At 63.4% G+C, this 22,199-nt stretch carries 20 protein-coding genes and 1 other RNA gene; 9 read left to right on the top strand and 12 right to left on the bottom strand.

All coding sequences use genetic code 11. The features are described from left to right. Positions 1–16 precede the first annotated feature (16 nt). Positions 17–1,618 carry a cisplatin damage response ATP-dependent DNA ligase gene (locus LB565_RS04080; RefSeq protein ID WP_224581868.1) on the bottom strand — a complete coding sequence of 534 codons (1,602 nt, stop codon included), beginning with the start codon at positions 1,616–1,618 and terminating at the stop codon, positions 17–19. Positions 1,619–1,859: 241 nt separating this feature from the next. Next, complete coding sequence (locus LB565_RS04075; protein WP_224581944.1) at positions 1,860–2,870, bottom strand: ligase-associated DNA damage response exonuclease; 1,011 nt, start codon at positions 2,868–2,870, stop codon at positions 1,860–1,862. A gap of 110 nt (positions 2,871–2,980) precedes the next feature. Here LB565_RS04075 and LB565_RS04070 point away from each other — a divergent pair, with 110 nt between their 5' ends. From LB565_RS04070 to LB565_RS04060, 3 genes are all read left to right on the top strand, one after another. Then, positions 2,981–3,925 (top strand): methyltransferase domain-containing protein, encoded by a 945-nt coding sequence (locus LB565_RS04070; RefSeq protein ID WP_224581867.1) that lies wholly within the window; start codon positions 2,981–2,983, stop codon positions 3,923–3,925. A 74-nt stretch (positions 3,926–3,999) separates the two neighbouring features. After that, positions 4,000–4,374 carry a hypothetical protein gene (locus LB565_RS04065; RefSeq protein ID WP_224581866.1) on the top strand — a complete coding sequence of 125 codons (375 nt, stop codon included), beginning with the start codon at positions 4,000–4,002 and terminating at the stop codon, positions 4,372–4,374. A gap of 74 nt (positions 4,375–4,448) precedes the next feature. Next, a complete protein-coding gene (locus LB565_RS04060) occupies positions 4,449–4,979 on the top strand; it encodes an AAA family ATPase (RefSeq protein ID WP_224581865.1) in 531 nt (176 codons plus the stop codon). On the opposite strand, the gene LB565_RS04055 is transcribed toward LB565_RS04060, so the two are convergent. The 7 genes from LB565_RS04055 to LB565_RS04025 all read right to left on the bottom strand — a co-directional run bounded on the left by LB565_RS04055 (position 4,976) and on the right by LB565_RS04025 (position 14,528). Further along, on the bottom strand, positions 4,976–5,917 hold the full coding sequence (locus LB565_RS04055; RefSeq protein WP_224545207.1) for a 2-hydroxyacid dehydrogenase: 942 nt from the start codon (positions 5,915–5,917) through the stop codon (positions 4,976–4,978). The two genes, LB565_RS04060 and LB565_RS04055, sit on opposite strands and share 4 nt — an antisense overlap. 39 nt (positions 5,918–5,956) lie before the next feature. Beyond that, complete coding sequence (locus LB565_RS04050) at positions 5,957–7,585, bottom strand: ABC transporter ATP-binding protein (RefSeq protein ID WP_224581864.1); 1,629 nt, start codon at positions 7,583–7,585, stop codon at positions 5,957–5,959. Then, positions 7,582–8,721, bottom strand: coding sequence for an ABC transporter permease (locus LB565_RS04045; RefSeq protein ID WP_224581863.1), 1,140 nt, complete (start codon positions 8,719–8,721; stop codon positions 7,582–7,584). The genes LB565_RS04050 and LB565_RS04045 overlap by 4 nt, the downstream gene beginning before the upstream one ends. Beyond that, positions 8,721–9,818, bottom strand: a complete 1,098-nt coding sequence (locus LB565_RS04040; protein ID WP_224581862.1) for a microcin C ABC transporter permease YejB — start codon at positions 9,816–9,818, stop codon at positions 8,721–8,723. Before LB565_RS04040 ends, LB565_RS04045 begins: the two co-directional genes overlap by 1 nt. Positions 9,819–9,848: 30 nt before the next feature. After that, positions 9,849–11,726, bottom strand: coding sequence for an extracellular solute-binding protein (locus LB565_RS04035; RefSeq protein ID WP_224581861.1), 1,878 nt, complete (start codon positions 11,724–11,726; stop codon positions 9,849–9,851). After that, positions 11,726–13,606, bottom strand: coding sequence for an extracellular solute-binding protein (locus LB565_RS04030; protein ID WP_224581860.1), 1,881 nt, complete (start codon positions 13,604–13,606; stop codon positions 11,726–11,728). The genes LB565_RS04035 and LB565_RS04030 overlap by 1 nt, the downstream gene beginning before the upstream one ends. A 256-nt stretch (positions 13,607–13,862) precedes the next feature. Further along, positions 13,863–14,528: a c-type cytochrome gene (locus LB565_RS04025; protein WP_224581859.1), complete on the bottom strand. Its 666-nt coding sequence runs from the start codon at positions 14,526–14,528 to the stop codon at positions 13,863–13,865. 193 nt (positions 14,529–14,721) lie between these two features. On the opposite strand from LB565_RS04025, the gene LB565_RS04020 reads away from it, so the two are divergent. Next, a complete protein-coding gene (locus LB565_RS04020) occupies positions 14,722–15,450 on the top strand; it encodes a 3-deoxy-manno-octulosonate cytidylyltransferase (RefSeq protein ID WP_224581858.1) in 729 nt (242 codons plus the stop codon). A gap of 9 nt (positions 15,451–15,459) precedes the next feature. Next, the gene (locus LB565_RS04015) at positions 15,460–16,323 is read left to right on the top strand and encodes a prephenate dehydratase (RefSeq protein ID WP_224581857.1); all 864 of its coding nucleotides are present in this window, start codon (positions 15,460–15,462) and stop codon (positions 16,321–16,323) included. 281 nt (positions 16,324–16,604) lie between these two features. Here the strand turns inward: LB565_RS04015 and LB565_RS04010 are convergent, their stop codons facing one another. From LB565_RS04010 to LB565_RS04000, 3 genes are read right to left on the bottom strand one after another with little or no spacing between them, the layout of a single operon-like run. Further along, positions 16,605–16,907, bottom strand: a complete 303-nt coding sequence (locus LB565_RS04010) for a Dabb family protein (protein WP_127285625.1) — start codon at positions 16,905–16,907, stop codon at positions 16,605–16,607. A gap of 10 nt (positions 16,908–16,917) precedes the next feature. Further along, a complete protein-coding gene (gene nudC, locus LB565_RS04005) occupies positions 16,918–17,859 on the bottom strand; it encodes an NAD(+) diphosphatase (RefSeq protein ID WP_224581856.1) in 942 nt (313 codons plus the stop codon). Between the two features lie 54 nt (positions 17,860–17,913). Then, a complete protein-coding gene (locus tag LB565_RS04000) occupies positions 17,914–18,333 on the bottom strand; it encodes an HIT domain-containing protein (RefSeq protein ID WP_224581855.1) in 420 nt (139 codons plus the stop codon). 183 nt (positions 18,334–18,516) lie between these two features. Here LB565_RS04000 and ffs point away from each other — a divergent pair. The 4 genes from ffs (at position 18,517) to LB565_RS03980 (ending at position 22,080) form a co-directional block, all read left to right on the top strand. Next, an RNA gene (gene ffs / locus LB565_RS03995) (signal recognition particle sRNA small type) lies at positions 18,517–18,613 on the top strand. Positions 18,614–18,719: 106 nt separating this feature from the next. After that, on the top strand, positions 18,720–20,531 hold the full coding sequence (locus LB565_RS03990) for a DNA polymerase III subunit gamma/tau (protein WP_224581854.1): 1,812 nt from the start codon (positions 18,720–18,722) through the stop codon (positions 20,529–20,531). A 22-nt stretch (positions 20,532–20,553) separates the two neighbouring features. Beyond that, positions 20,554–20,877, top strand: a complete 324-nt coding sequence (locus LB565_RS03985) for a YbaB/EbfC family nucleoid-associated protein (protein ID WP_040993963.1) — start codon at positions 20,554–20,556, stop codon at positions 20,875–20,877. Between the two features lie 216 nt (positions 20,878–21,093). Then, the gene (locus LB565_RS03980) at positions 21,094–22,080 is read left to right on the top strand and encodes a cell wall hydrolase (protein ID WP_224581853.1); all 987 of its coding nucleotides are present in this window, start codon (positions 21,094–21,096) and stop codon (positions 22,078–22,080) included. Positions 22,081–22,199: the final 119 nt, after the last annotated feature.

The raw sequence follows: 22,199 nt of genomic DNA, 5'->3' as shown, positions 1-22,199 counted from the left end.
CACCGGCGCCGATTTCCTAACTATCTAGCAACGCCTGCAGCGTCTCTATGCGGTCGGCTTCAGCCGCCGGCTTGTCCCAGCGCAGCCGTGAGATGCGGGGAAAGCGCATCGCCACGCCCGATTTGTGGCGGGTCGAGCGGTTAAGGCCCTCGAATGCCACCTCCAGCACTAGGCCGTTCCTGCGATCGGCGCGCACCGAGCGCACAGGCCCGAAACGCTCGATCGTGTTGTCGCGCACATATTTGTCGATTTCTCTCAACTCCTCGTCGGTGAAGCCGAAATAGGCCTTGCCGACCGGCACCAGCTCTTCCGAGCCCTCCGGGCCGGACCAGACGCCGAACGTGTAGTCGGAATAAAAGCTCGAGCGCTTGCCATGGCCGCGCTGCGCATACATCAGCACCGCGTCGATTGTGTGCGGGTCGCGCTTCCACTTGAACCAAGGGCCCTTCGGCCGGCCGGCCAGATAGGGCGAATCCCAGCGCTTCAGCATCACCCCTTCGATGATCGGATGCGGCGGCGCCTGGCGCAGCCGCTCCAGCGTCTCCCAATCGGAAAACGCGACCAGCGGCGAGAGATCAAAGCGGCTGGGATCGAGTGTCCCGACGAAAGCCTCGAGCCGCTTGCGGCGCTCGGCGAAAGGCAGCGCGCGCAGGTCCTCGCCGTCGATCTGCAGCGCGTCGTAGCAGCGCATGAAAGCCGGATATTGCTGCTGGATCCTTGGCGACACGCTCTTGCGGTTCAGCCGCTGCTGCAGGTCGGAAAAGGTTCCGGTCGCCTCGCGCGGGTCCCCGACCAAAAGCTCGCCGTCCAGCGCCGCCTCGAAATTCATGGCGGCGGCAAGGTCCGGGAAGGCGCCCGACACGTCGTCTCCGGTGCGCGAATAGAGCCGGCGCACGCCACCTTCGCACACCGCCTGCACGCGGATGCCGTCCCACTTCCATTCCGCCGCATAATCGGCCGGATCGAGCTTTTCGAGGTCGTTGTCATCGACGGCATTGGAGAGCATCACCGGTCGGAACAGCGCGAGCGCCGCGCTCCTCGGCTTTTCCGCCCGGCCCTCCAGCCAGGCGAACAGCTCGGCGTAAGGCGGCGCCAGACCGTGCCAGAGCTCCTCGATCTCGGCGACGTCGACTTGACCGAGGTCGGCCAGCGCCTGCTTAGCGAGCCGCGCCGACACGCCGATGCGCAAGCCGCCGGTCACCAGCTTGATGATGGCGAAGCGCGCCGAGATGCTGGCGTCGTCGAGCAGCCGCGCCAGCACACTGGGTCCGTCGGAGCGGCTTGCCGCCTGCAGTCTGGCGACCACCTCGGCAAGCGTCGGCACATGATTGGGGATGTGCCCTTGTGGTTGCGGCCAGACCAGCGACACGGTCTCGGCGAGGTCGCCGACATAGTCGTAGGAATAGCCGAATAGCACCGGGTCCATGCGCTCGACCACCAGCGCGCGCAGCATCGCCGGCTTCACCGCCGCGATGTTGAGATCGCCGGTGATGGCGGCGAGCGCCAACCCGCGATCGGGATCCTCGACGCTGCGGAAATAGTCGGTCAGCAGCGTCAGCTTGCCGTTGCGCGACGGCGTCAGCACGAGGCGGTCGAGGAGCTCGGCGAAGCGGTTCATGGCTGGCTGCGCCAGGCCAATTGCGAGAGCCGGCGCGAGGCGCCCCCCTCTGGCCTGCCGGCCATCTCCCCCTCTAGGGGGGAGATCAGCAGTTGCGCTGCTGGTTCTCCCCCCGAAGCGTCGGAGATTGGCGAAAGTCGGCGTGACGTCTGATCTCCCCCCTTGAGGGGGAGATGTCCGGCAGGACAGAGGGGGGCGCCGTAGAGCGCAACGTCAGCGATTGTCGAAACCACTTCGGCCATCAATCGCCCTCGTCCTCATAGCCTACGAGATGCAGCGGCCGCGCCGCGATGCCCTCCAGCTCGCACCAGCGCACCAGCGCCTCCTCGCGGCCATGCGTGACCCAGATTTCCTCCGCGCCGGTTTCCGTGATCGTGATGATCAGCTCGTCCCAATCGGCGTGGTCGGAAATGATCAGCGGCAGCTCGACGCCGCCCTGCTTGGCGCGCTGGCGGATGCGCATCCAGCCCGAGGCGAAGCAGGAGATCGGGTCGGGAAAACGCCGCGCCCAGCGGTCGGCGAAAGCCGACGGCGGCCCGACGACGATCGCGCCGGCGAAGTCGGCCTTGCTGCCGCTTTCAACCGTCGCCGGCTCGAGCGTGCCGAGATCGATGCCCTGGCGTTGATAATATTCGCTGAGCTTCGCCAGCGCGCCGTGGATATAGATCGGACTGTCGTAGCCGGCGTCGCGCAACAACCGCATCACGCGCTGCGCCTTGCCGAGCGCATAAGCGCCGATCAGATGCGAGCGTTCGGGAAATTGCGCCGCCGATTTGAGCACGCGCGCTATCTCCTCATGGTCCGGCGGATGGCGAAACACCGGCAGGCCGAACGTCGCTTCGGTGATGAAGACATCGCACCGTATGGGCTCGAACGGCAGGCAGGTGGCATCGTTCTGACGCTTGTAGTCGCCGGAGGCGACGATGCGCATGTCCCCATGCTCGACGCAGATCTGCGCCGAGCCCAGCACATGCCCGGCCGGATGGAAGGTGACGGCGACGCCGTTGATGTCGATCGTCTGACCGAGAGCAGCGGCCTGCGTCGTTCCGGCGAAATCCTCGCCATAACGCAACCCCATGATGTCGAGCGTCTCTTGCGTGGCCAGCACCGAGCGGTGGCCGGAGCGCGCATGGTCGGAATGGCCATGCGTGATCAGCGCCCGCCCGACGGGCCGCACCGGATCGATGAAGAAATCGCCGGGCTGGCAATAGAGGCCCTCCGGCCGGGGCTTGAGCAGGTCGCTGGCGCGCATGGCTTTGAACATAGTGGCTAAATTCCGCGCGGGAAGCCTGTTGCAAGAGACTGCTGACTCGTCCTACAGCCCCTTGCCGGCTCCGCCTCGCCGATGGGATTGTTCAAAAGATGAAACCGCTCCAGGCCTCGTCGGGCGATTTGAACGCCGACCGTCGCGCCGATTTCGCCGAGATGCTGCTCGCCTCGGGCGAGCCGGCGCAGGCGGCCGAGCTTCTGCTCGGCGCGATGGGACTGGCGCCGCAATGGGCGGCGGGCTGGTTTCGCCTCGGCGAGATGCAGGAGGCGGCTAACCTGCCCGACCAGGCCGCGCAGGCCTGGGCCATGACGCTGAAGCTGGACCCCGCGGATCGCCTTGGCGCCGCGCTCAAGCTTCAACTGATCGGCAAGGCGCCGGCCGCAGCGGCGCCGCCCAGCGCCTTCGTCGAGACCTTGTTCGATCACTATGCCGACTCTTTCGAGGACTCGCTTGTCCAGAAGCTCGGCTACGGGCTGCCGGATTTTCTCGAGCGCGCCATACGCAAGGCAAGGCCCGGCCGGTTCCGGCTGGCCCTCGACCTCGGCTGCGGCACCGGCCTGATGGGCGAAAGGCTGCGGCCGCTCGCCGACCGGCTGGAGGGTTACGACATCTCGGCCGGCATGCTGAGGAAGGCGAAAGCCAAGGGCATCTATAACCGGCTCGCCAAGGCCGATCTCCAGCATTTCTCTTACACAGGCGACAGGGCCAACCTCGTGGTCGCGGCCGACGTGTTCATCTATCTCGGCGCGCTCGAAGGCATCGTCGGCGCGGTGGCGGGCATGCTTGCCGAGGATGGTATGTTCGCGTTTTCGCTCGAGACGCTTGCCGGCGGCGGCGATTTTGCCCTTTTGCCGTCGCGGCGTTACGCCCATTCCGAGGCCTATGCGCGGCGCGTGCTTTGCGCCAACGGGCTTGCGGTCCTGTCGCTGGAAAGTATGGTCATCCGGCACGACCGGCATGACCCGGTCGAGGGCCTGGCCATCGTGGCCGGCGTCCCCGCGGCAGCCGCCGAGGTGGGGAATCCGGCAACGGCATGAGGTCGGCCTTGCTGCGAAAAAGCCTGAATGGCATGGTCCGGGTAGCGCGGGGCGGACACCATGAGGAGATATCCATGCGCTGGACCATGGTTGCATTGGCATCTTGCCTGACGGTGGCCGGCTGTGTCGGCGGCACGTCGATGGCCGAGCGCCAGGACGAGGATGTCCAATCCTCATTGCAATATGACGATGTGCCTTGCGACCAATTGCTGGCGCAGCGCAATCAACTGGCGCGGCAGAACAATCTGCCCGTCACTGCCAAGCCGAGCTTTTCCAATCCGGCCATGGGCTTCGGCCCGTTCATACCTGACACGCGCTCCAAGGCGCAGCGCGCCAGCAACAAGGCGAGCGGCGAGATCGACGCCATGAACCGCTCGATCGAACGCCGCGACTGCGGCAAGCCGAAGAAGAAGGAGACGCTCGGGCTGTCCGGCTCGAAGCCTTCCTGAGTGTCCGATATCCGATATTCTGTTTAACGCTCGGCTGGACCGACGAGTGTTTGACGCGCTTGAAAGACCAACCGATGAATCTCTGGGATCTCGGCGACCGCATCTGTATCCTGGGACCGTCCAACAGCGGTAAGTCCACCCTTGCCAACGCGATCGCGCGCAAGCGCGGCTTGGAAGCCGTTCACCTCGATCAGCTCTTTCATCTGCCCAATACGGATTGGCAGCAGCGTCCGAGGGAGGAATTCATCGCCCTGCACGATGCTGCGACAGCCTGCGAGCGCTGGGTGATGGACGGAAATTATTCAGTTTGCATGCCGCAGCGCCTTCGGCGGGCGACAGGCTTGATCCTGCTGGACATCTCTACCCCAGCGAGTCTGTTGCGCTACTTTCGGCGAACGCTGTTCGAGACCAAGCGGCACGGCGCTCTGGTAGGCGGGCGCGACAGCGTCAAATGGGACATGATCCACCACATCGCCGTCACCACGCCGCGAAACCGCAGGAAATACCGGGCGATGTTCGAAGAACTCGATCTGCCGAAGCTGCAACTGCGTTCGCTGCGGGCGATCAAACAGCGCTTCCACGAATGGGGTCTGACTCCCGACTAATACCCCGCCTCTCGGTCGACCAGATTATCGAGCTTCTCGCCGCGCTCGTAAGCTGCCATCTGACGCAGCATGATGGGTACCAGGTGAGCGGGATCCGACGTCGCCGCCGCATGCGGCGTGACGAACACTTTCGGATGGCTCCACAACGGGCTGGTCTTCGGCAGCGGTTCGACCTCGAACACGTCGAGGCTCGCTTCCTTCAGCGTGCCGTCGTCCAGCGCGCGCAAAATGTCGGCATCCTTCTGCAGCCGTCCGCGCCCGGCATTGATCAGCACGGCGCCGCCAAGGCCGTTGCGCCGGCGCAGTTCCTTGAGCAGCCCGTAATTGACGATGCCTTGGGTCTGCGGCGTGAGCGGCAGAAGCACGACCAGGATATCGGTGGCATTGAGGAAGGGGATTAGCCCCGCCTCGCCGGCATAGGTCGAAACGCCCTTCATCGGCCGCTCGCTGCGCGACCATCCGTTGACGGCGAAGCCGAGCGACAACAACGCCGAAGCCGCGGCGCGGCCAAGACTGCCAAGCCCCATGATGCCGACGGAGACGTCGCCGGCCACCCGTTGCGGCGGCTCGTGCCAAATCTTCTTCTGCTGCTGGGCCCGGTAAAGCGACGCCTGACGATGGTGGTCGAGCACGCGCCAGACGACATATTCGACCATGTACTGGGTAAGATTGTCGGCGACGATCTTGACGATCGGCACGTCGGGCAGGCCGGGATCGGCAAAGATGTGGTCGACGCCGGCGCCGATCGAGAAGATGGCGCGCAGATTGGGCAGCGATTTGAGAAGGTTCGGCTTCTGCTTCCACACCACCGCATAGGTGATCGACGGGTCGTCGGCGCCGTTCGGCTCCAGCACGACCTCGCGCTCGGCCGAGAGCAACTCGTGCCAGCGCTGCGGGTGGATGCCCGTGAGGGCAAGCAGGATTTTGCCTTTTTCCATTCTCGGATTTTTCTTCCCTGTTCGCCAGTACCGGTCGGGTTACTCGCTGACCACGCCGGTCGGCGCGGTCTCGATCTTGAAGGCCGCCGCCATGAGCGCCCGCGTATAGTCGGTTTGCGGGCTGCTGAAAATCTGCTCGGAAGGTCCCGCCTCGACGATCTGGCCATTGCGCATGACGATGACGTCGTTGGCAAGGGCGCGGACGACCTTGAGGTCATGGCTGATGAAGAGATAAGCGAGATTGTGCTTGGCCTGCAGGCTGCGCAAAAGGTCGACCACCTGCGCCTGCACGCTCATGTCGAGCGCCGAGGTCGGCTCGTCGAGCATGACGAAACGCGGGTTGAGCACCATGGCGCGGGCGATGGCGACGCGCTGGCGCTGGCCGCCGGAAAACTCGTGCGGGTAGCGGTGGCGCGTTTCGGGATCGAGGCCGACCTCCTTCAGCACGGCGATCACCTTGTTGTCGCGCTGGTCGGCCGAGAGCTTCGGCTCGTGGATCTTCAGCCCTTCCTCGATGATCTCGGAGACCGAAAGGCGCGGGCTGAGCGATCCGAACGGATCCTGGAAGACGATCTGCAATTCGCGCCGCAGCGGCCGCATGGCGCCGAAAGAGAGCTGGTTGATGTCGCGTCCGTTGAAATTGATCGTGCCGCTCGAGGAGATCATCCGCGCGAGCGCCAAACCCAGCGTTGTCTTGCCCGAGCCGGATTCGCCGACCACGCCCAGCGTCTGGCCGGCCCGCACCGTGACGTCGATGCCGTCCACGGCCTTTACGTGGTCGACGGTCTTGCGGAAGAAACCCTTCTTTATCGGGAACCAGACCTTGATGTCCTTGCCCGTCATGATGGATTTGGCGCCCGGGTTGGCGGCGGGCGGCTTGCCCTTCGGCTCGGCGGCCAGCAGATGCTTGGTGTAGTCGTGCCGCGGATTGGCGAAGATTTCCCTGGTCGGGCCGCTCTCCACGATCTTGCCCTTGGTCATGACGCAGACGCGGTCGGCGATCCTGCGCACGATGCCGAGATCATGCGTGATGAACAAAAGCGACATGCCCTTGCGGCTCTTCAGCTTGGCCAGCAGTTCCAGGATCTGCGCCTGCACGGTAACATCGAGCGCGGTCGTCGGCTCGTCGGCGATCAAAAGCTCCGGCTCGTTGGCCAAGGCCATGGCGATCATGACGCGCTGGCGCTGGCCGCCGGAAAGCTGGTGCGGATAGGCGTCGAGGCGTTTTTGCGGATCGCGGATGCCGACCTCGGTCAGCAGCTCCAGCGTTCGCGCGCGCGCCGGGGCGTCGCGCAGGCCCTGATGCAGTTGCAGCACCTCGACGATCTGCTGCTCGATCGTGTGCAGCGGGTTGAGCGAGGTCATCGGCTCCTGGAAGATCATGGTGATCTTGTTGCCGCGCACGCCGCGCAACGCCTTCTCGTTCATGGCGAGCAGGTCGGCGCCGCCGAACAGGATTTTGCCCGAGGGGTGCCTGGCGGCGGGATAGGGCAGGAGTTTCAGCACCGACAGCGCCGAGACCGATTTGCCGGAGCCGGATTCGCCGACTAGGGCAAGCGTCTCACCCTTGGCGATGTCGAATGAGATATGGTCGACGGCGATCTCCTGCTTGCCGCCTTGCGTGAAGGCGACGCTCAGGTCCTGGACGGAAAGCAGGGCTTGGCTCATTTGAACGTCTTGCGCGGATCGAAGGCGTCGCGCGTCGCCTCGCCGATGAAGACCAGCAGGGACAGCATCAGGGAGATCACGATGAAGCCGGAGATGCCGAGCCAGGGGGCGTTGAGGTTGCGCTGCGCCTGTTTCAGCAATTCGCCGAGCGAGGCTGAGCCGGGCGGCAGGCCGAAGCCGAGATAGTCGAGCGAGGTGAGCGTCGAGATCGAGCCACTTAGAAGGAAGGGCAGGAAGGTCAGCGTCGCCACCATGGCGTTCGGCAACAGGTGGCGGAACATGATGGTGAGGTTTGGCACGCCCAGCGCGCGCGCCGCGTTGACATATTCGAAGTTGCGCGCGCGCAGGAATTCGGCCCGCACCACGCCGACCAGCGCCACCCATGAAAACAACAGCATCAGGCCGAGCAGGATGAAGAAGCCGGGCGGCAGGATGGCGGAAATGATGAGCAGCAGATAGAGCACCGGGATCGCCGACCAGATCTCGATGAAACGCTGGAAGAGAAGGTCGGTCCAACCGCCGAAATAGCCTTGCACCGCGCCGGCCGCGACGCCGATCAGCGAGGAGCCAAGCGTCAGGATCAGGCCGAACAGAACCGAGATCCGGAAGCCGTAGAGCACCCGCGCCAGCACGTCGCGGGCCTGATCGTCCGTGCCCAGCCAGTTCCAGTTGCCGACGGTGCAGTTGGCGTCGGCCTCGCCTTGCGGGTACTGGCTGCAGCGGGTCTTCTTGTCATAAAGCCAGGATGGTTTTGCTGGCGCCGGTTCCGGAATGGCGTTGTTGACCGTCTGGTAGGAGTAACGGACCGGCGGCCAGATCATCCAACCGTTGGAATTGATCTCGTCCTGGATCACCGGATCGCGATAGTCGGTGACGGCATAGAAACCGCCGAACTTCTCCTCCGGATAGGCGACCAGGACCGGAAACAGGATCTCGGCCTTGTAGGAGGCGATGATCGGCTTGTCGTTGGCGATCAACTCGGAAAACAGCGACAGCACGAACAGCAACAGAAAGATCCAGAGCGACCAGTAGCCGCGCTGGTTGGCCTTGAAATTCTGCAACCGCCTCTGGTTGAGCGGCGACAGAAATGGCCTGCGGGGCCGCGCCGGCGCGCTATTGATCGCGGCCTCGGCCATCAGATGTCTCTCCGCTCGAAGTCGATGCGCGGATCGACCCAGGTGTAGATCAGGTCGGACAAGAGGCCGACGAACAGGCCAAGCAGCGAGAAGATGTAGAGGGTGGCGAACACCACCGGATAGTCGCGGTCGATCACCGATTTGAAGCCGAGCAGGCCGAGGCCGTCGAGCGAGAAGATGTTCTCGATCAGCAGCGAGCCGGTGAAGAAGGCCGAGATAAAGGCGCCGGGAAAACCGGCGATGACGATCAGCATGGCGTTACGGAACACGTGCCCGTAGAGCACCTTGTGCTCCGACAGCCCCTTGGCGCGCGCCGTCACGACATACTGCTTGCGGATTTCCTCGAGGAAGGAGTTCTTGGTGAGCAGGGTGGTCGTCGCGAAAGCCGACAGCACGAGCGCCGTCAGCGGCAGCGTCATGTGCCAGAAATAGTCGGCGATCTTGGCGGGCCACGACAGCTGATCCCAATTGTCCGAAACGATGCCGCGCAGCGGAAACCAGTCCCAGAACGAACCGCCTGCGAACAGCACCATGAGCATGATGCCGAACAGGAAGCCGGGAATGGCATAGCCGACGATGACGACGCCGCTTGTCCATACGTCGAAGGTAGAGCCGTCCTTCACCGCCTTGCGGATGCCGAGCGGGATCGAGATCAGGTACGATAAAAGCGTGATCCACAGGCCGATGGAGATGGAGACGGGCATCTTCTCCAGGATCAGGTTCAGCACCGAGATATCGCGGAAATAGCTGTCGCCGAAATCAAAGCGAATATAGTTCCACAGCATCATGCCGAAGCGCTCGAGCGGCGGCTTGTCGAAGCCGAACTGCTTTTCCAGCTTCTTGATGAATTCGGGATCGAGCCCCTGCGCGCCGCGATATTTCGAGCCGACATCGCCGGCAACGTCGAAATTGCCGCCGCCGCCGGCGTCGCCGCCACCGCTGCCGAGGCGATCGTTGCCGCCCTGGTTGGTCAACCGGGCGATCACCTGCTCGACCGGGCCGCCCGGTGCGAACTGGATGACCGCGAAGGAGATCGCCATGATGCCGAACAGCGTCGGGATCATGAGAAGAATGCGGCGCAGGATATAGGCGCCCATCAGGCAACGGGCCTCGCGCGAACGATCATGTCAGGCTTTGCCAATCTTTGCCGCCTTGCCCTTGTCGAACCACCACGTCGTTTCGACCGGAAAGCCGAAATCGGGCTTTTGCTCGGGAAAGCCGAACATGTCCCAGTAGGCGACGCGGTGATTCGCGAGATAGTATGTTGGAATCCAGTCTAGCCGCGCGCGCAAGACCCGGTCGAGCGCTCTAAGCGCCGTGACGAGTTCTGTTCGGCTTTTTGCCTTGCCTGCCGCCACTATCAGTGCGTCGATGGCCTTGCTCTCGGTGCCTGGATAGTTGCGCTGTCCCGGGATTTTCGCCATCCGGGAGTCGTAGAGCATCTCCAGGCCGTCGGCTGTGGGCGTTGCCCCTATCGACCAGTGGAGCACGTTGAAGTCGAAGTCGAAATCGCTTTGCCTCTGTTCATATTGCGTCGCATCGACCTGCCGGATCGAGGCGTCGATCCCGACGGCCTTCATATTCTCGGCCCATGGTGTGAAAAGGCGCACGAGGCCGTCATCCTCAGCCAGCATTTCCACCTGCAGCCGCTCGCCCTTCTCGTTGACGACGAAGTTGCCTGCTCGCTTCCAGCCGGCTTCGGCAAGCAGTCTCGAAGCCGCGCCCAGCAGTTTGCGGTCATGGCCTGAACCGTCGGAGGTGGGCTGCATCACCGGTTCGCCGAACGTCTCCGGCGGCAATTCTTTCCGAAAAGGCTCCAGCAGGGCCAGTTCCTCGGGCGAGGGCAGTCCTTCGGCCTTGTAGTCCGACCGTTCGAAATTCGATTGCGAGCGCTCATACGAGCCGAAGAACAAAGCGCGCCTGATCCATTCGAAATCAAAGCAATTGGCGATCGCTCGCCTCACGCGCGCATCGCGGAATTGCGGACGGCGCTGGTTCAGCGCGGCGGCCTGCATGTCCGGCGACTTCTCGCCGGAAAACTCCCGCTTGACGACCTTGCCGTCCTTTAACGCGGGGAAATCATAACCGGTCGCCCATACCCGCGAGGTGAATTCCTCGCGAAAATGCGTGTCGCCTTTCTTGAACGCTTCGAACGCCGCCTGGCGATCGAGATAGAAGTCGATCCGGATGCGGTCGAAATTGTTGAGGCCGCGGTTCACGGCCAGATCGCGGCCCCAATAGTCCGCGACGCGGTCATATTCGACGGTCTGCCCGGCCACCACTCGTCCCACCTTGTAAGGCCCGGAACCGAGCGGCGGCGTCATTGTCGAGGCGTCGAATGTATTGGCCGTATAGTAGGCCTTTGACACAATCGGCATTGCCACGACCGCAAGGATGTTCTGCGCGGATTGCTCGCCGTTGAAGGTGAGGTCGAGTGTGACGGCGTCCGTGGCAATCGCATCCGTCATATAGCGCAATGCCTTGGACAGATTGGGATGTCCCTGGTTCTTGTACAGCTTCAATGCGAAGGCGACATCGTCGGCCGTCAGCGGCGTGCCATCGTGGAAGCGCGCTTGCGGTCGCAGGGTGAAGCGGAAACCGTTGCGGTCGGCCGACAAGGTAACCGACTCGGCAAGCAGGCCGTAGACCGCGTCCGGCTCGTCGAGCGCGCTTGTCATCAGCGAATCGAAGCAGAGTTCGGTGCGCGGCGGCGAATCGCCTTTCAGCACCAGGGAATTCAACGTGTTGAAGGTCAGGAAACTCTGATTCAAGGTGGCGTTCGGCGGCGCGAAATTCATCTGGCCGCCCTTGGGCGCGTCGACATTGACATAGTCGAAATGCGTGAAATCGGGCTTGTATTTCAGGTCGCCGAAGGCCGAAAGGCCATGCAATTTGACGCCGGTCGGGGTCTCGGCAAAAGCCCGGCCGGGCAGCAACGCGGCGGCAGTGGCTGCGGCGCCGAGCGCCAGGAAGTCGCGGCGAGGAAGCAAAGTCCGCCACCCCATCAATTGACGCCTTTGTACTTGGCGGCCAGCGCCTTTTCCTTCTCGGGGTCGATCCACCAGGAATCGATATCGGCGCCCCGGTAGCTAGGTTGCTTCTCCGGCATGCCGAACTTGTTCCAGTAGGCGAGCCAAACCACCGCGCGGTAGTATTGCGGCACGGTATAGTAATTCCACAGCAGCACCCGATCGAGCGCGTGGGTGGTGGCGACGAGATCATCGCGGTCGGTTGCGAAGATGATGCGGTCAACCAGCGCGTCGACGACCGGGTTCTTGATGCCGGCATAGTTGCGCGATCCCGGCGTATCCGCCGCCTTCGAGCTCCAGAAGTCGCGCTGCTCGTTCCCAGGCGATCCGGATTGCTGGAGTATGCTGGTGACGACGTCGTAGTCGAAATTGTTGACGCGGTTGATGTACTGCGTCTGGTCGATGATCCGCAGCGTCGCATCGACGCCGATCTTGCGCAGATTGGCTATCCAGGGGCTAGCGATGACCTGGTCGGTGTCGTTCCAGCCGAGGATCTCGAATTTGAAGGGCGCGCCGGTCTTGGCGTTCACCATTTTGCCGCCCTTGATCACCCAGCCAGCTTGGGCGAACAGGTCGACCGCCTGCTTCAGATATTTCCGTTCCGCCTGCGGCGAATCGTAGACCGGCAGCTTGAACTCTTGCGTGAACAACTCGGGCGGGAGCTTGTCGCGGTATTTTTCGAGAATTTCCAGCTCCTTGCCCTGCGGCAGTCCGCTCGACGCCAACTCCGTGCCCTGGAAATAGCTATGGGTGCGCGTGTTCGAATTGTAGAACAGCGTGCGGTTCATCGTTTCGAAGTCGAAGGGATAAGTCAGCGCGGCACGCACCAGCCGGTCCTGGAACAGCGGTCGTCTCTGGTTGAGTATGAAGGCCTGCATGGGTTCCGGCGAGGTGGTCTTGAACACCTGCTTGACCACGTCGCCGGCGCTCACCGCCGGAAAATTATACGCCGTATTCCATCGCCGAGAGCTGTTTTCCGGCTTGATGTCGTCGAGCCCGCCCTTGGTGAAGGCCTGCCAGGAGGCGTTGTCGTCGAGGATATAGGTGAAGCGTTGGGTATCGAAATTCTCGCGGCCGATCTTCACCGGCAGCTTGGCGCCCCAATAATCGGGCACGCGCTGCCAGACGATCTCGGTTCCCGGCTTGAAGCTGGCGATCTTGTAGGCGGCAGAGCCCAGCGGCGGCTCCAGCGTCGGCCTAGTGATGTCGCGCTTCTTGCCGCTGGCATCGGTGCCTTCCCACCAGTGCTTCGGCAGCACGACGAGGTCGCCGATGATCTTGGGCAATTCGCGGTTGCCCTTCTGGTTGAAATGGAACTCGACCTCACGGTTCGAGACCGCGACCGCCTCGGTCACGTTCTCAAAATAGCGGTTGTACATCGGGCTGTTTGTCTTGAGCACCTGGAACGACCAGACCACGTCGTCGACGGTGATCGGCTGGCCGTCATGCCATTTCGCGTGAGGGTTGAGCCGGTAAGTGACCGACGAATAGTCCGACGGGTATTTATAGGCCTCCGCGATCAGCGCGTGGTAAGTGTCGCCCTCGTCGGTAGCCTGCTCCATCAGTGTGTCGTAAAGCAGGCCGCCGCCGAACTGCGCGAAGCCGGAGGCTGGCGATCCTTGCACGATGTAGGGATTGAAGCTGTCGAAGGTGCCGGTAACCACGGAGTTGTAGGTTCCGCCCTTTGGTGCATCCGGATTGACGTAGTCGTAGCGCTGGAAATTATCGCCGTATTTTGAAGGTCCGACCAGCGAGGAGGTCGTGTGCCATTCATCGGCGAAGCCGGCCTGGAGGCTGGCGGCGAAGGCGAGCGCGAACGCCGATGCGAAAAGCGTGCGGAAGCGGCCAACCTTCATGCGTTCTCCTCGTCGCGAGCCCTGGAGCGTTTATCGTTTCATGGGAACGACGGCCGCTCTATCGCTTTGTTTCGACGCAATTCCGGACGGAAAACCCGGTTCCGCTTTCCTGGAATTGCTCTGCCCACCCGCAATCTAGATCATTTGACGCCGGTGGAAACCGCAAGTGCCGCCTTTGTCGCGGTTCATGCAGCTTTCCTAACAGAAAAGCCGGGACGAACCCGGCTTTTCCAAGGAAGTCTCTATGACAAATTGTTTATTGGGCGGGCGCCGCGGGCTTGGCCGGCGCGGCGCCGCCTTCCGCAGGCTTCGCGGGTGCGGCACTTTCCGCCGGCTTGGCGCCTTCGGCGGGCTTGGCTTCGGCCGAAGCGCCCGGCTGCGGCAGCGGCTTCGGATTGTCCGACAGCGTGCGCAGATAGGCGATCACGTTGGCGCGGTCTTCTTCCTTCGGCAGGCCGGCAAAGCCCATCGCTGTGCCCTTCACGAACTTCTTGGGCGCGGTGATGAAGTGGTTGAGGTTCTCATAGGTCCAATGCTCCTGGCCGCCCTTGGAGAAATCCTTCATGCCGGCCGAATAGGCGAAGCCTTCATGCTCGGCGACGGGGCGGTCGACGACGTCCCAGAGATCCGGACCGACCTTGTTCGGGCCGCCCTTCTCGCCGGAATGGCAGGCCTGGCACTTCTTGAAGATGGCGGCGCCGGCTTCGGCATTGGCGGTGGCAAGCAGGTCGGCGATTGGCTTTTCCGCTGCGGCAGGCGCGGCCGGGCCGCCTTCGGTCGGCTCCTGCGCTTCGATGGCGAAGCCGGGCTTTTCGGGCGCCGGCGAGGCGAACAGCCCGTCGGAGACGATGCCTATTGAAAAGACGATGAAGCAGGTTCCCAGAAATCCGCCGAGCAGCTTGTTGACTTCGTTGGAATCCATACGCCCCTTGCTCCCTTTTCCGGCGGACCGTCCCGTCCACTCCGTCCGTCGGTATCGCGAACTGCCCTGAAAGGCCAGTCAAACCGGGCGGAAACTAGGTCTTTTGCTCTGGCGTTGCAACACCTATAAGGGCGCTTCCAGTGAGACCTTTTGCCACTTTTCCATCCGCTTTTTTCGGCTGCCCAAAAATCCGATGTCGACCTTGATCCTGATCCCCGCCCGCATGGCCTCGACGCGTCTGCCGGGCAAGCCGCTGGCCGACATTGCGGGCGCGCCGATGATCGTCCATGTCGCCCGTCGCGCCGCCGAGGCCGGGCTTGGCCGCGTGGTGGTGGCGACCGACACCGAAGCCGTCGCGCAGGCCGTGCGGGCGCATGGTTTCGAGGCTGTCATGACCCGCGCGGGCCACGAATCGGGCTCCGACCGCATCTTCGAGGCGCTGACGGCGCTCGACCCCGAAAAACGGGTGGAAACGATCGTCAACGTCCAGGGCGACCTGCCGATCATCGACCCCGAGATCATCGGCGCATCGCTGCGGCCGTTTGAGGACAAATCGGTCGATATCGCCACGCTCGGCGTCGAGATCGTGCGCGACGAGGAGAAGATCAATCCCAATGTCGTCAAGATCGTCGGCTCGCCGCTGTCGTCGACACGGCTGAAAGCGCTCTATTTCACCCGCGCCACCGCGCCCTGGGGCGAGGGGCCGCTCTACCATCATATCGGCCTCTATGCCTATCGCCGCGCGGCGCTGGAACGCTTTGTGGCGCTCAGGCCGTCGCCGCTCGAGCGGCGCGAGCGGCTGGAACAGTTGCGCGCGCTGGAAGCCGGCATGCGCATCGACGCCGAGATCGTCAAATCGCTGCCGCTCGGCGTCGACACGCCGCACGATCTCGAACGCGCCAGGCAAATCCTTTCAAAATGAGACATGAGCATGCCTGAAAAGACCAACAGAATTTCCTTCCAGGGCGAGCCCGGCGCCAATTCCGACACGGCCTGCCGCAACATGTTTCCCACGATGGAGCCGTTGCCGTGCCCGACCTTCGAGGACGCCTTCAACGCGGTCGAGACCGGCAAGGCCGATCTCGCCATGATTCCGATCGAGAACACCATCGCCGGCCGCGTCGCCGACATCCACCATCTCCTGCCGGAATCGAAGCTGCACATCGTCGGCGAATATTTCCTGCCGATCCACTTCCAGCTCATGGTGCTGCCAGGCGTGAAGCGCGAAGAGATCAGGACCGTCCACAGCCATATCCACGCGCTCGGCCAGTGCCGCAAATATATCCGCAAGAACGGCTGGAAGCCGGTGATCGCCGGCGACACGGCGGGTTCGGCCAAGATGGTGTCGGAGGTCAGGGACCGCACCATGGCCGCGCTGGCTCCGGCTTTAGCCGCCGAGCTCTATGGGCTCGACATCATCGAGAAGAATGTCGAGGACACCGATTCCAACGTCACCCGCTTCGTCGTGCTGACCAAGAACAAGCAATGGGTGGAGCGCCCCGCGCCGGACGCCAAGATGATGACCACCTTCATCTTCCGTGTCCGCAACGTGCCGGCCGCGCTCTACAAGGCCATGGGCGGCTTCGCCACCAACGGCATCAACATGACCAAGTTGGAGAGCTACCAACTAGGCGCCTTCACCGCGACGCTGTTCTACGCCGACATCGAGGGCCACCCGGACGACCCACTGGTCAAGCTGGCGCTAGACGAGCTGCGCTTCTTCTCGCGCGAAATGCGCATTCTCGGCGTTTATCCGGCGAGCGCCTCGCGCGAGCAGTGGAAGGTAGCGGATTAGATTGCGCGCACGTCAAAGGAAGGGGCCGGCAGGGCGATGAGGGGCGGCACCGACTTCGATTGTCAATGGATCCGAGTCGAGGCCCGACGCCCCGACCATACTTATCTAGCGTCTGCGCCGCCCCTCACCTGCCTGCCGGCATCCTCTCCCAGTATAGTGACGGGGAGAGGGGCGCTCTCATCGGCGATTTCGCCAGTCGTCAACGCCACGGAAAGGGACAGTAGGGGCAGCGCTCTGGCCGAACGGTCGAACATCGATATTAGCGCTGGAGCCGTTCTTGCTCAGCCGAACCCCAACGGCACGTAGTCGATCTCCAAAAACTTCTCGACCTCGGGCACCCAGCGGTCGCGCACGAAGGCGACATGGTCGGGGTGCTCGTTGTAGCGCGTGTAGGCCGCCTGATCGGCGAACTCCATCGAGAAGCCGAACTGGTAGTCGTTCTTCGGGCTCACCTGCCGCAGCTGCTCGAAATGCGTGACGCCCTTGATCCCGGTCAGGATCTTCTTGGCGTCGTGCAGGAAACGCTTGGTTTCCAGCGACTGCAGCGGATGCTTCAAAGTGAACACGACGGTGTGGCGGATCATTCTTCTGCTCCTATTCGCTGTCGACCCAGGCGCGGATGAGGTGATGGGCGATTGCCCCTTTCGGCGGTGTAATCAGGCCGTCGGCATGCTGCCTGTCCAGCATGGTGCGCACCTCGTCGCGGAAGAACCAGCGGCAATCCTCGAGCTCGTTGAGGTCGGCCTGGATATTCTCGTTGAGTGGCTCGCCGAAGCAGCCGATCATCAACGAATAAGGGAACGGCCAGGGCTGGCTGGCATGGTAGACGACGCGGCCGAGCCGGATGCCGGCCTCTTCGAGCGTCTCGCGCCTTACCGCCGCCTCGATTGTTTCGCCCGGCTCGATGAAGCCGGCAAGCGCCGAATACATGCCCGGCGCGAAATGCCTGCCGCGCCCCAGCAGGCATTTTTCGCGCGTCACCGTCAGCATGATCGCCACCGGGTCGGTGCGCGGAAAATGGTCGGTGCCGCAGGAAGGGCAATGGCGCCGGTAACCGCCGGCGCGCATCTCCGAGCGGTTGCCGCATTTCGAGCAGAAGGCGTGGCTGGCGTGCCAGGCAAGAAGCGCCGCCCCTTGCGCCAGCGCGCCGGCGGCGGCCTCGTCGATCAGCCCCTGCATATAGACCGAGCGGTAGTCGATCGCCTTGATCGTTTCGGGCAGCTTTTCCGGCTCGACGCCGGCGGGCACCGCGAGCACAGGGCCTTCTTCCGAAAGGCCGAGCAGCACGCCCTGGCCGAGCGAAGCCTCGAAGCCTTGGCTTTCATCCGCCTTGAACCATGGGTCGAACGTGCCGTCCTCCAATTTGAGGTAGAGCCGGCCGGCATGCATCAGCATCAGCCGCGCGGTCCGGTCGGCAAGCGCCTTCTCGACCGCATCGTCGGCCCGGTTCTCGGATTGACGGTCGATCCGGTTGCCGGCGAAACCGACGAATTGGCTCGGTTCGCGCAAGGGCGCGTCAAACAGGCGAAAGCTCATGGGGACTCGGGCGGGCTGAGGAACACAAGGGGCGCTGAATGGACAACGCTCAGCTTATAGCGCCGCCTTGATCGTTTCGGCAAACCGCCTGATGTCGGAGCGCTCGTAGGGCTCGCGTATGCCGTGGCCCCAGACCGGTCCCGGCCAGCCGGGATCGCCCTCTGAGCGGGCGACGACGTGAACATGCAGCTGGCGCACGATGTTGCCGAGCGCGCCGGTGTTGATCTTGGTGCAGCCGGTCACCCGCTTCAGCGCCTGCGCCACCATATTGGTCTCGAAGGTCAGCATCGTCTGGTCGAGCGGCGTCATTTCGTGGATTTCTTCCACGCCGGGCCGCTGCGGCACCAGCACCAGCCATGGCCAGCGGCGGTCGTTCATCAGCCTGAGCTCGCAAAGGCCAAGCCACATAAGCTGCTCGCTGTCCGCCTCCAGCCGGGCGTCCAGCGTGAATCCGGCCTCGAGGCCAGGCAGCATGGGCATTTCCTTCACTTTTGTTGTAAGCATTTTCCAAACCCGGAACGCTAGAGCGGCGGCAAGGTGGCTGCAAGCGATTCATTGACCGCTGTTATCGATTTGAAGGACTTTCCGCCCCCGATGCGGTTGCGGGTTCCGGCTCGGCCCTTGCATTTCGCCGCCGAATTGCCGATATGGAGCCCGGGAGGTTGGTGGTGGACGATCCACTCGCCAACCGGGTCAGGTCCGGAAGGAAGCAGCCCTAACGAGCCCGGAACGGGTCATTGTTCCAGCCTCCCACCTCTTCGCCTTTCTCCCGCGACATTGACGGCGCCAAGCCGTGCGGGCGAGACTATGCGCAGGAATCGGCCGCCTTCCGTCGCGGTCCTGGGAGCTTTTGACGGCGAATGAGCGAAGCCGGAAACTTGGGGACGGAAAGCCTGGAGACCGGTAAGGCCGGCGCCTATCGTGTCCTAGCGCGCAAATACCGCCCTTCGAATTTCTCCGAGCTGGTCGGCCAGGAGCCGATGGTCCGCACGCTGACCAACGCCTTTGCCACCGGCCGCATTGCCCAGGCCTGGATGCTGACCGGCGTGCGCGGCGTCGGCAAGACGACGACCGCACGCATCCTCGCGCGGGCCCTGAACTACAAGACCGCGACCGTCGACCAACCCTCCGTCGACCTTTCGATCCCCGGCGAGCATTGCCAGGCGATCATGGAAGGCCGCCATGTTGACGTCATCGAGATGGACGCCGCCTCGCACACCGGCATCGACGACATCAGGGACATCATCGACCGCGTCCGTTACGCGCCCGTCTCGGCTCGTTACAAGGTCTACATCATCGACGAAGTGCACATGCTCTCCACCCAGGCTTTCAACGGCCTGCTGAAAACGCTGGAAGAGCCGCCGCCGCACGTCAAATTCATCTTCGCCACCACCGAGATCCGCAAGGTGCCGATCACGGTCCTGTCGCGCTGCCAGCGTTTCGACCTAAGGCGCATCGATGCCGGCGCGCTGGTCGGGCATCTGGCCTCGATCGCGGCCAAGGAAGGCATTTCCGTCGATGACGAGGCCCTGGCCATGATCGCGCGGGCCGCCGAAGGCTCGGCGCGTGATTCGCTCTCCATCCTCGACCAGGCGATCGCCCATGGCAGCGGCACGGTCAGCGCAGACGCGGTGCGCGCCATGCTGGGCCTCGCCGACCGCGCCCGCATCATCGACCTGTTCGAGCACGTCATGAAGGGCGATGTCGCGGCGGCCTTGGCCGAATTCCGCGCGCAATACGACACCGGCGCCGATCCGGCCGCCGTGCTTACCGATCTTGCTGAGTTCAACCACCTCGTCACCCGCCTGCGCTTCGTGCCGGCGGCAGCCGACGATGCTTCGCTTTCCGAGGACGAGCGCCGGCGCGGCGCCGAATTCGCCGGCACGCTTTCGGTGCGCGTGCTGTCGCGGACCTGGCAGATGCTGCTCAAAGGCATTCCCGAGGTGCAGTCCTCCAACCGCCCCGTCAGCGCCGGCGAAATGGTGCTGATCAGGCTGGCGCATGCGGCCGACCTGCCGACGCTGGACGAGGCGCTGAAATCGCTGGAAGGCGCGGGGCCGCTGCCGAATGGCGCGCCGCGCGCCAATGGCGCACCGGTCGGCAATGGCGGCGGCGCAAGTGCTGTCGCGCAGACCCGAATGCCCGGTTCAAATGGCGGTGCGCAGACCATGCGCCTGGTCGAAGCGCAGCCCGCGCCGGCTGCGTTTGTCCCAGCACCGGAGCCGGTTGTCGAAACCCCTATCGTTCCGGTCAAATCGCTGGCCGACATCGTCGCGCTTGCCGATGCCAATCGCGACATGGCCTTCAAGGTACTCCTGAAACGCTGCGTCCGGCCGGTACGCATCGAGCCCGGCCGTCTCGACGTGGCGCTGACCGACGACGCGCCCAAGATGCTGCTCAACGACCTGACCTCCAAGCTGCGCGCCTGGACCGGCCGCAACTGGCTGGTATCGCTGTCGAAGGAGGAGGGCGGCCAGACATTGGCCGAGATGGAGACGACGAAGCGCGAGAATGCCTTCTCCGACGCCAAGAGCGATCCCACCGTCGCGGCCATCCTCGCCCGCTTCCCCGGCGCCAAGATTATCGACGTGCGCATTCCGGACGTGCCGGACGTGGAAGAAGCGGAAGCCGAAGTGCCGGTCGAGCCTGCGGCCGACGACGACGAAATCTGAAACAATCTTAGAGGACCACCCGATGAAAGATCTTCTCGGCCTGATGGGCAAGGCGAAGGAAATGCAGGCCAAGTTCCAGGCCATGCAGGACGAGATCGCCACACTCGAAGCCACCGGCCAGGCCGGCGGCGGCCTGGTCAGCATCACGCTGACCGGCAAGTTCGAAATGAAGGCGCTGAAGATCGATCCGTCTTTGATCAAGGCGGACGAAGCCGAGATCCTCGAGGACCTGATCCTTGCCGCCCACAATGACGCCAAAAATAAGGTGGAGCAGGTGATGCAGGAGAAGACCAAGGCGCTCACGGCAGGCTTGCCGATCCCGCCCGGAATGAAATTGCCGTTCTGAGGCGGTGCCCGCCAGTTAATTGATTATGAACGGAAATTGAGTCCGGGCTGCAATATTAACCATTTGCCGGCAATGCTCACGGGCGCATTTCGCGGCATTCATAAAGTTTTACCCAAGTCCAGAAGTTGCTAACCTTCTAGCCATCTTTTTGCCTGAAAGAGTCTCATTCTTGCCACATCTCGGGGCGGGCTGGCATCTGGACATGAGGCTTTTTTGGTGATCGCGACGCGATGGAAGACGCCGCTGCTGCTTATCGGCATCGTCACTTCCCCCTTGCTCCTGGCCGGTTGCAGCCAGACCACTTCCTCCCATGGCATGTCGGTGTCGGGTCTGACCGACGCCCTTACGCCGAGCTTCCTCACGCGTTCCTCCGGCCACTCGCTGAAGGACAAGGAATGCTTGCAAAGGGCAATGTTCTTCGAGTCCAACAGGTCGAGCCGCGACGGCATGATCGCGGTCGGCACGGTCGTCATGAACCGTCTTCGCTCGGGCCAGCACGGCAACACCATCTGTCAGGTTGTCGGCGAGCCGGGCCAGTTTGCTCCGGGCGTCATGACTCGGCCGATGAACTCGAAGGCTCTGCCGGATGTCGAGGAGGCGGCCGATGCGGTGCTGAGAGGCGAACGCAAGGCCAAGCTCAAGAACACGATGTATTTCCACACCGCCGGCCTGCGCTTCCCCTACAAGAACATGCATTACACCATGGTGGCCGGCGGCAACGCCTTCTACGAGAAGCGCGGCCGCAACTGGCAGCCGCTGCCGGACGAGCCGATGGTCGCCATGGCCTCCGACAAACAGCAGAAGATCGACCCTGCCGCGCCCGTGCTGGTGGCTTCCGCCGAGCCGGTGGTCAAGACGATCGTGCGGCCGGATCCGGCCAAGCAGGCCGCGATGAATGCGGCCGAACCGACGCTTCCGGCCAAGGCGGCAATCGTTCCGGCCGAAGCGACCTATGTGACCGCCGCTGCTGCCCCCTCGCAGAAATCCGGCCGCCTCGCGCAGAAGCCGACGGTCGTGGCGATGCAGGAGCCGATGGCCGAGCCGGACGCCTCGCGTTTTGGCGGCACGCTCAAGGGCCGCTACATCTCTTCGGTGCCCAGCGCGCCGCAGGAAGCGTCGATGGGCTTCCAGTCGACGCCTGAGAATACCGATGCCATCGGCGCGATGATCGCCAGCCAGGATCGGCCGCTCGAAACCAACTGAAGCCCATTTCATCCGTGGCTGGGCCCGCCATGGCAGGATGGCGGGCCCTGTGCCCTTGCTGGCTGTTCCAAACCGCTCTGAAAAATCCTGGATCAGTCCACCGTTTCAAGAAACGGCGA

The organism is Mesorhizobium sp. CA14 (genome assembly GCF_020165195.1).
Classification (GTDB): Bacteria; Pseudomonadota; Alphaproteobacteria; order Rhizobiales; family Rhizobiaceae; genus Mesorhizobium.
Note: the sequence above shows the minus strand (reverse complement) of the source record. Positions and strands in the feature narration are given on the sequence as shown.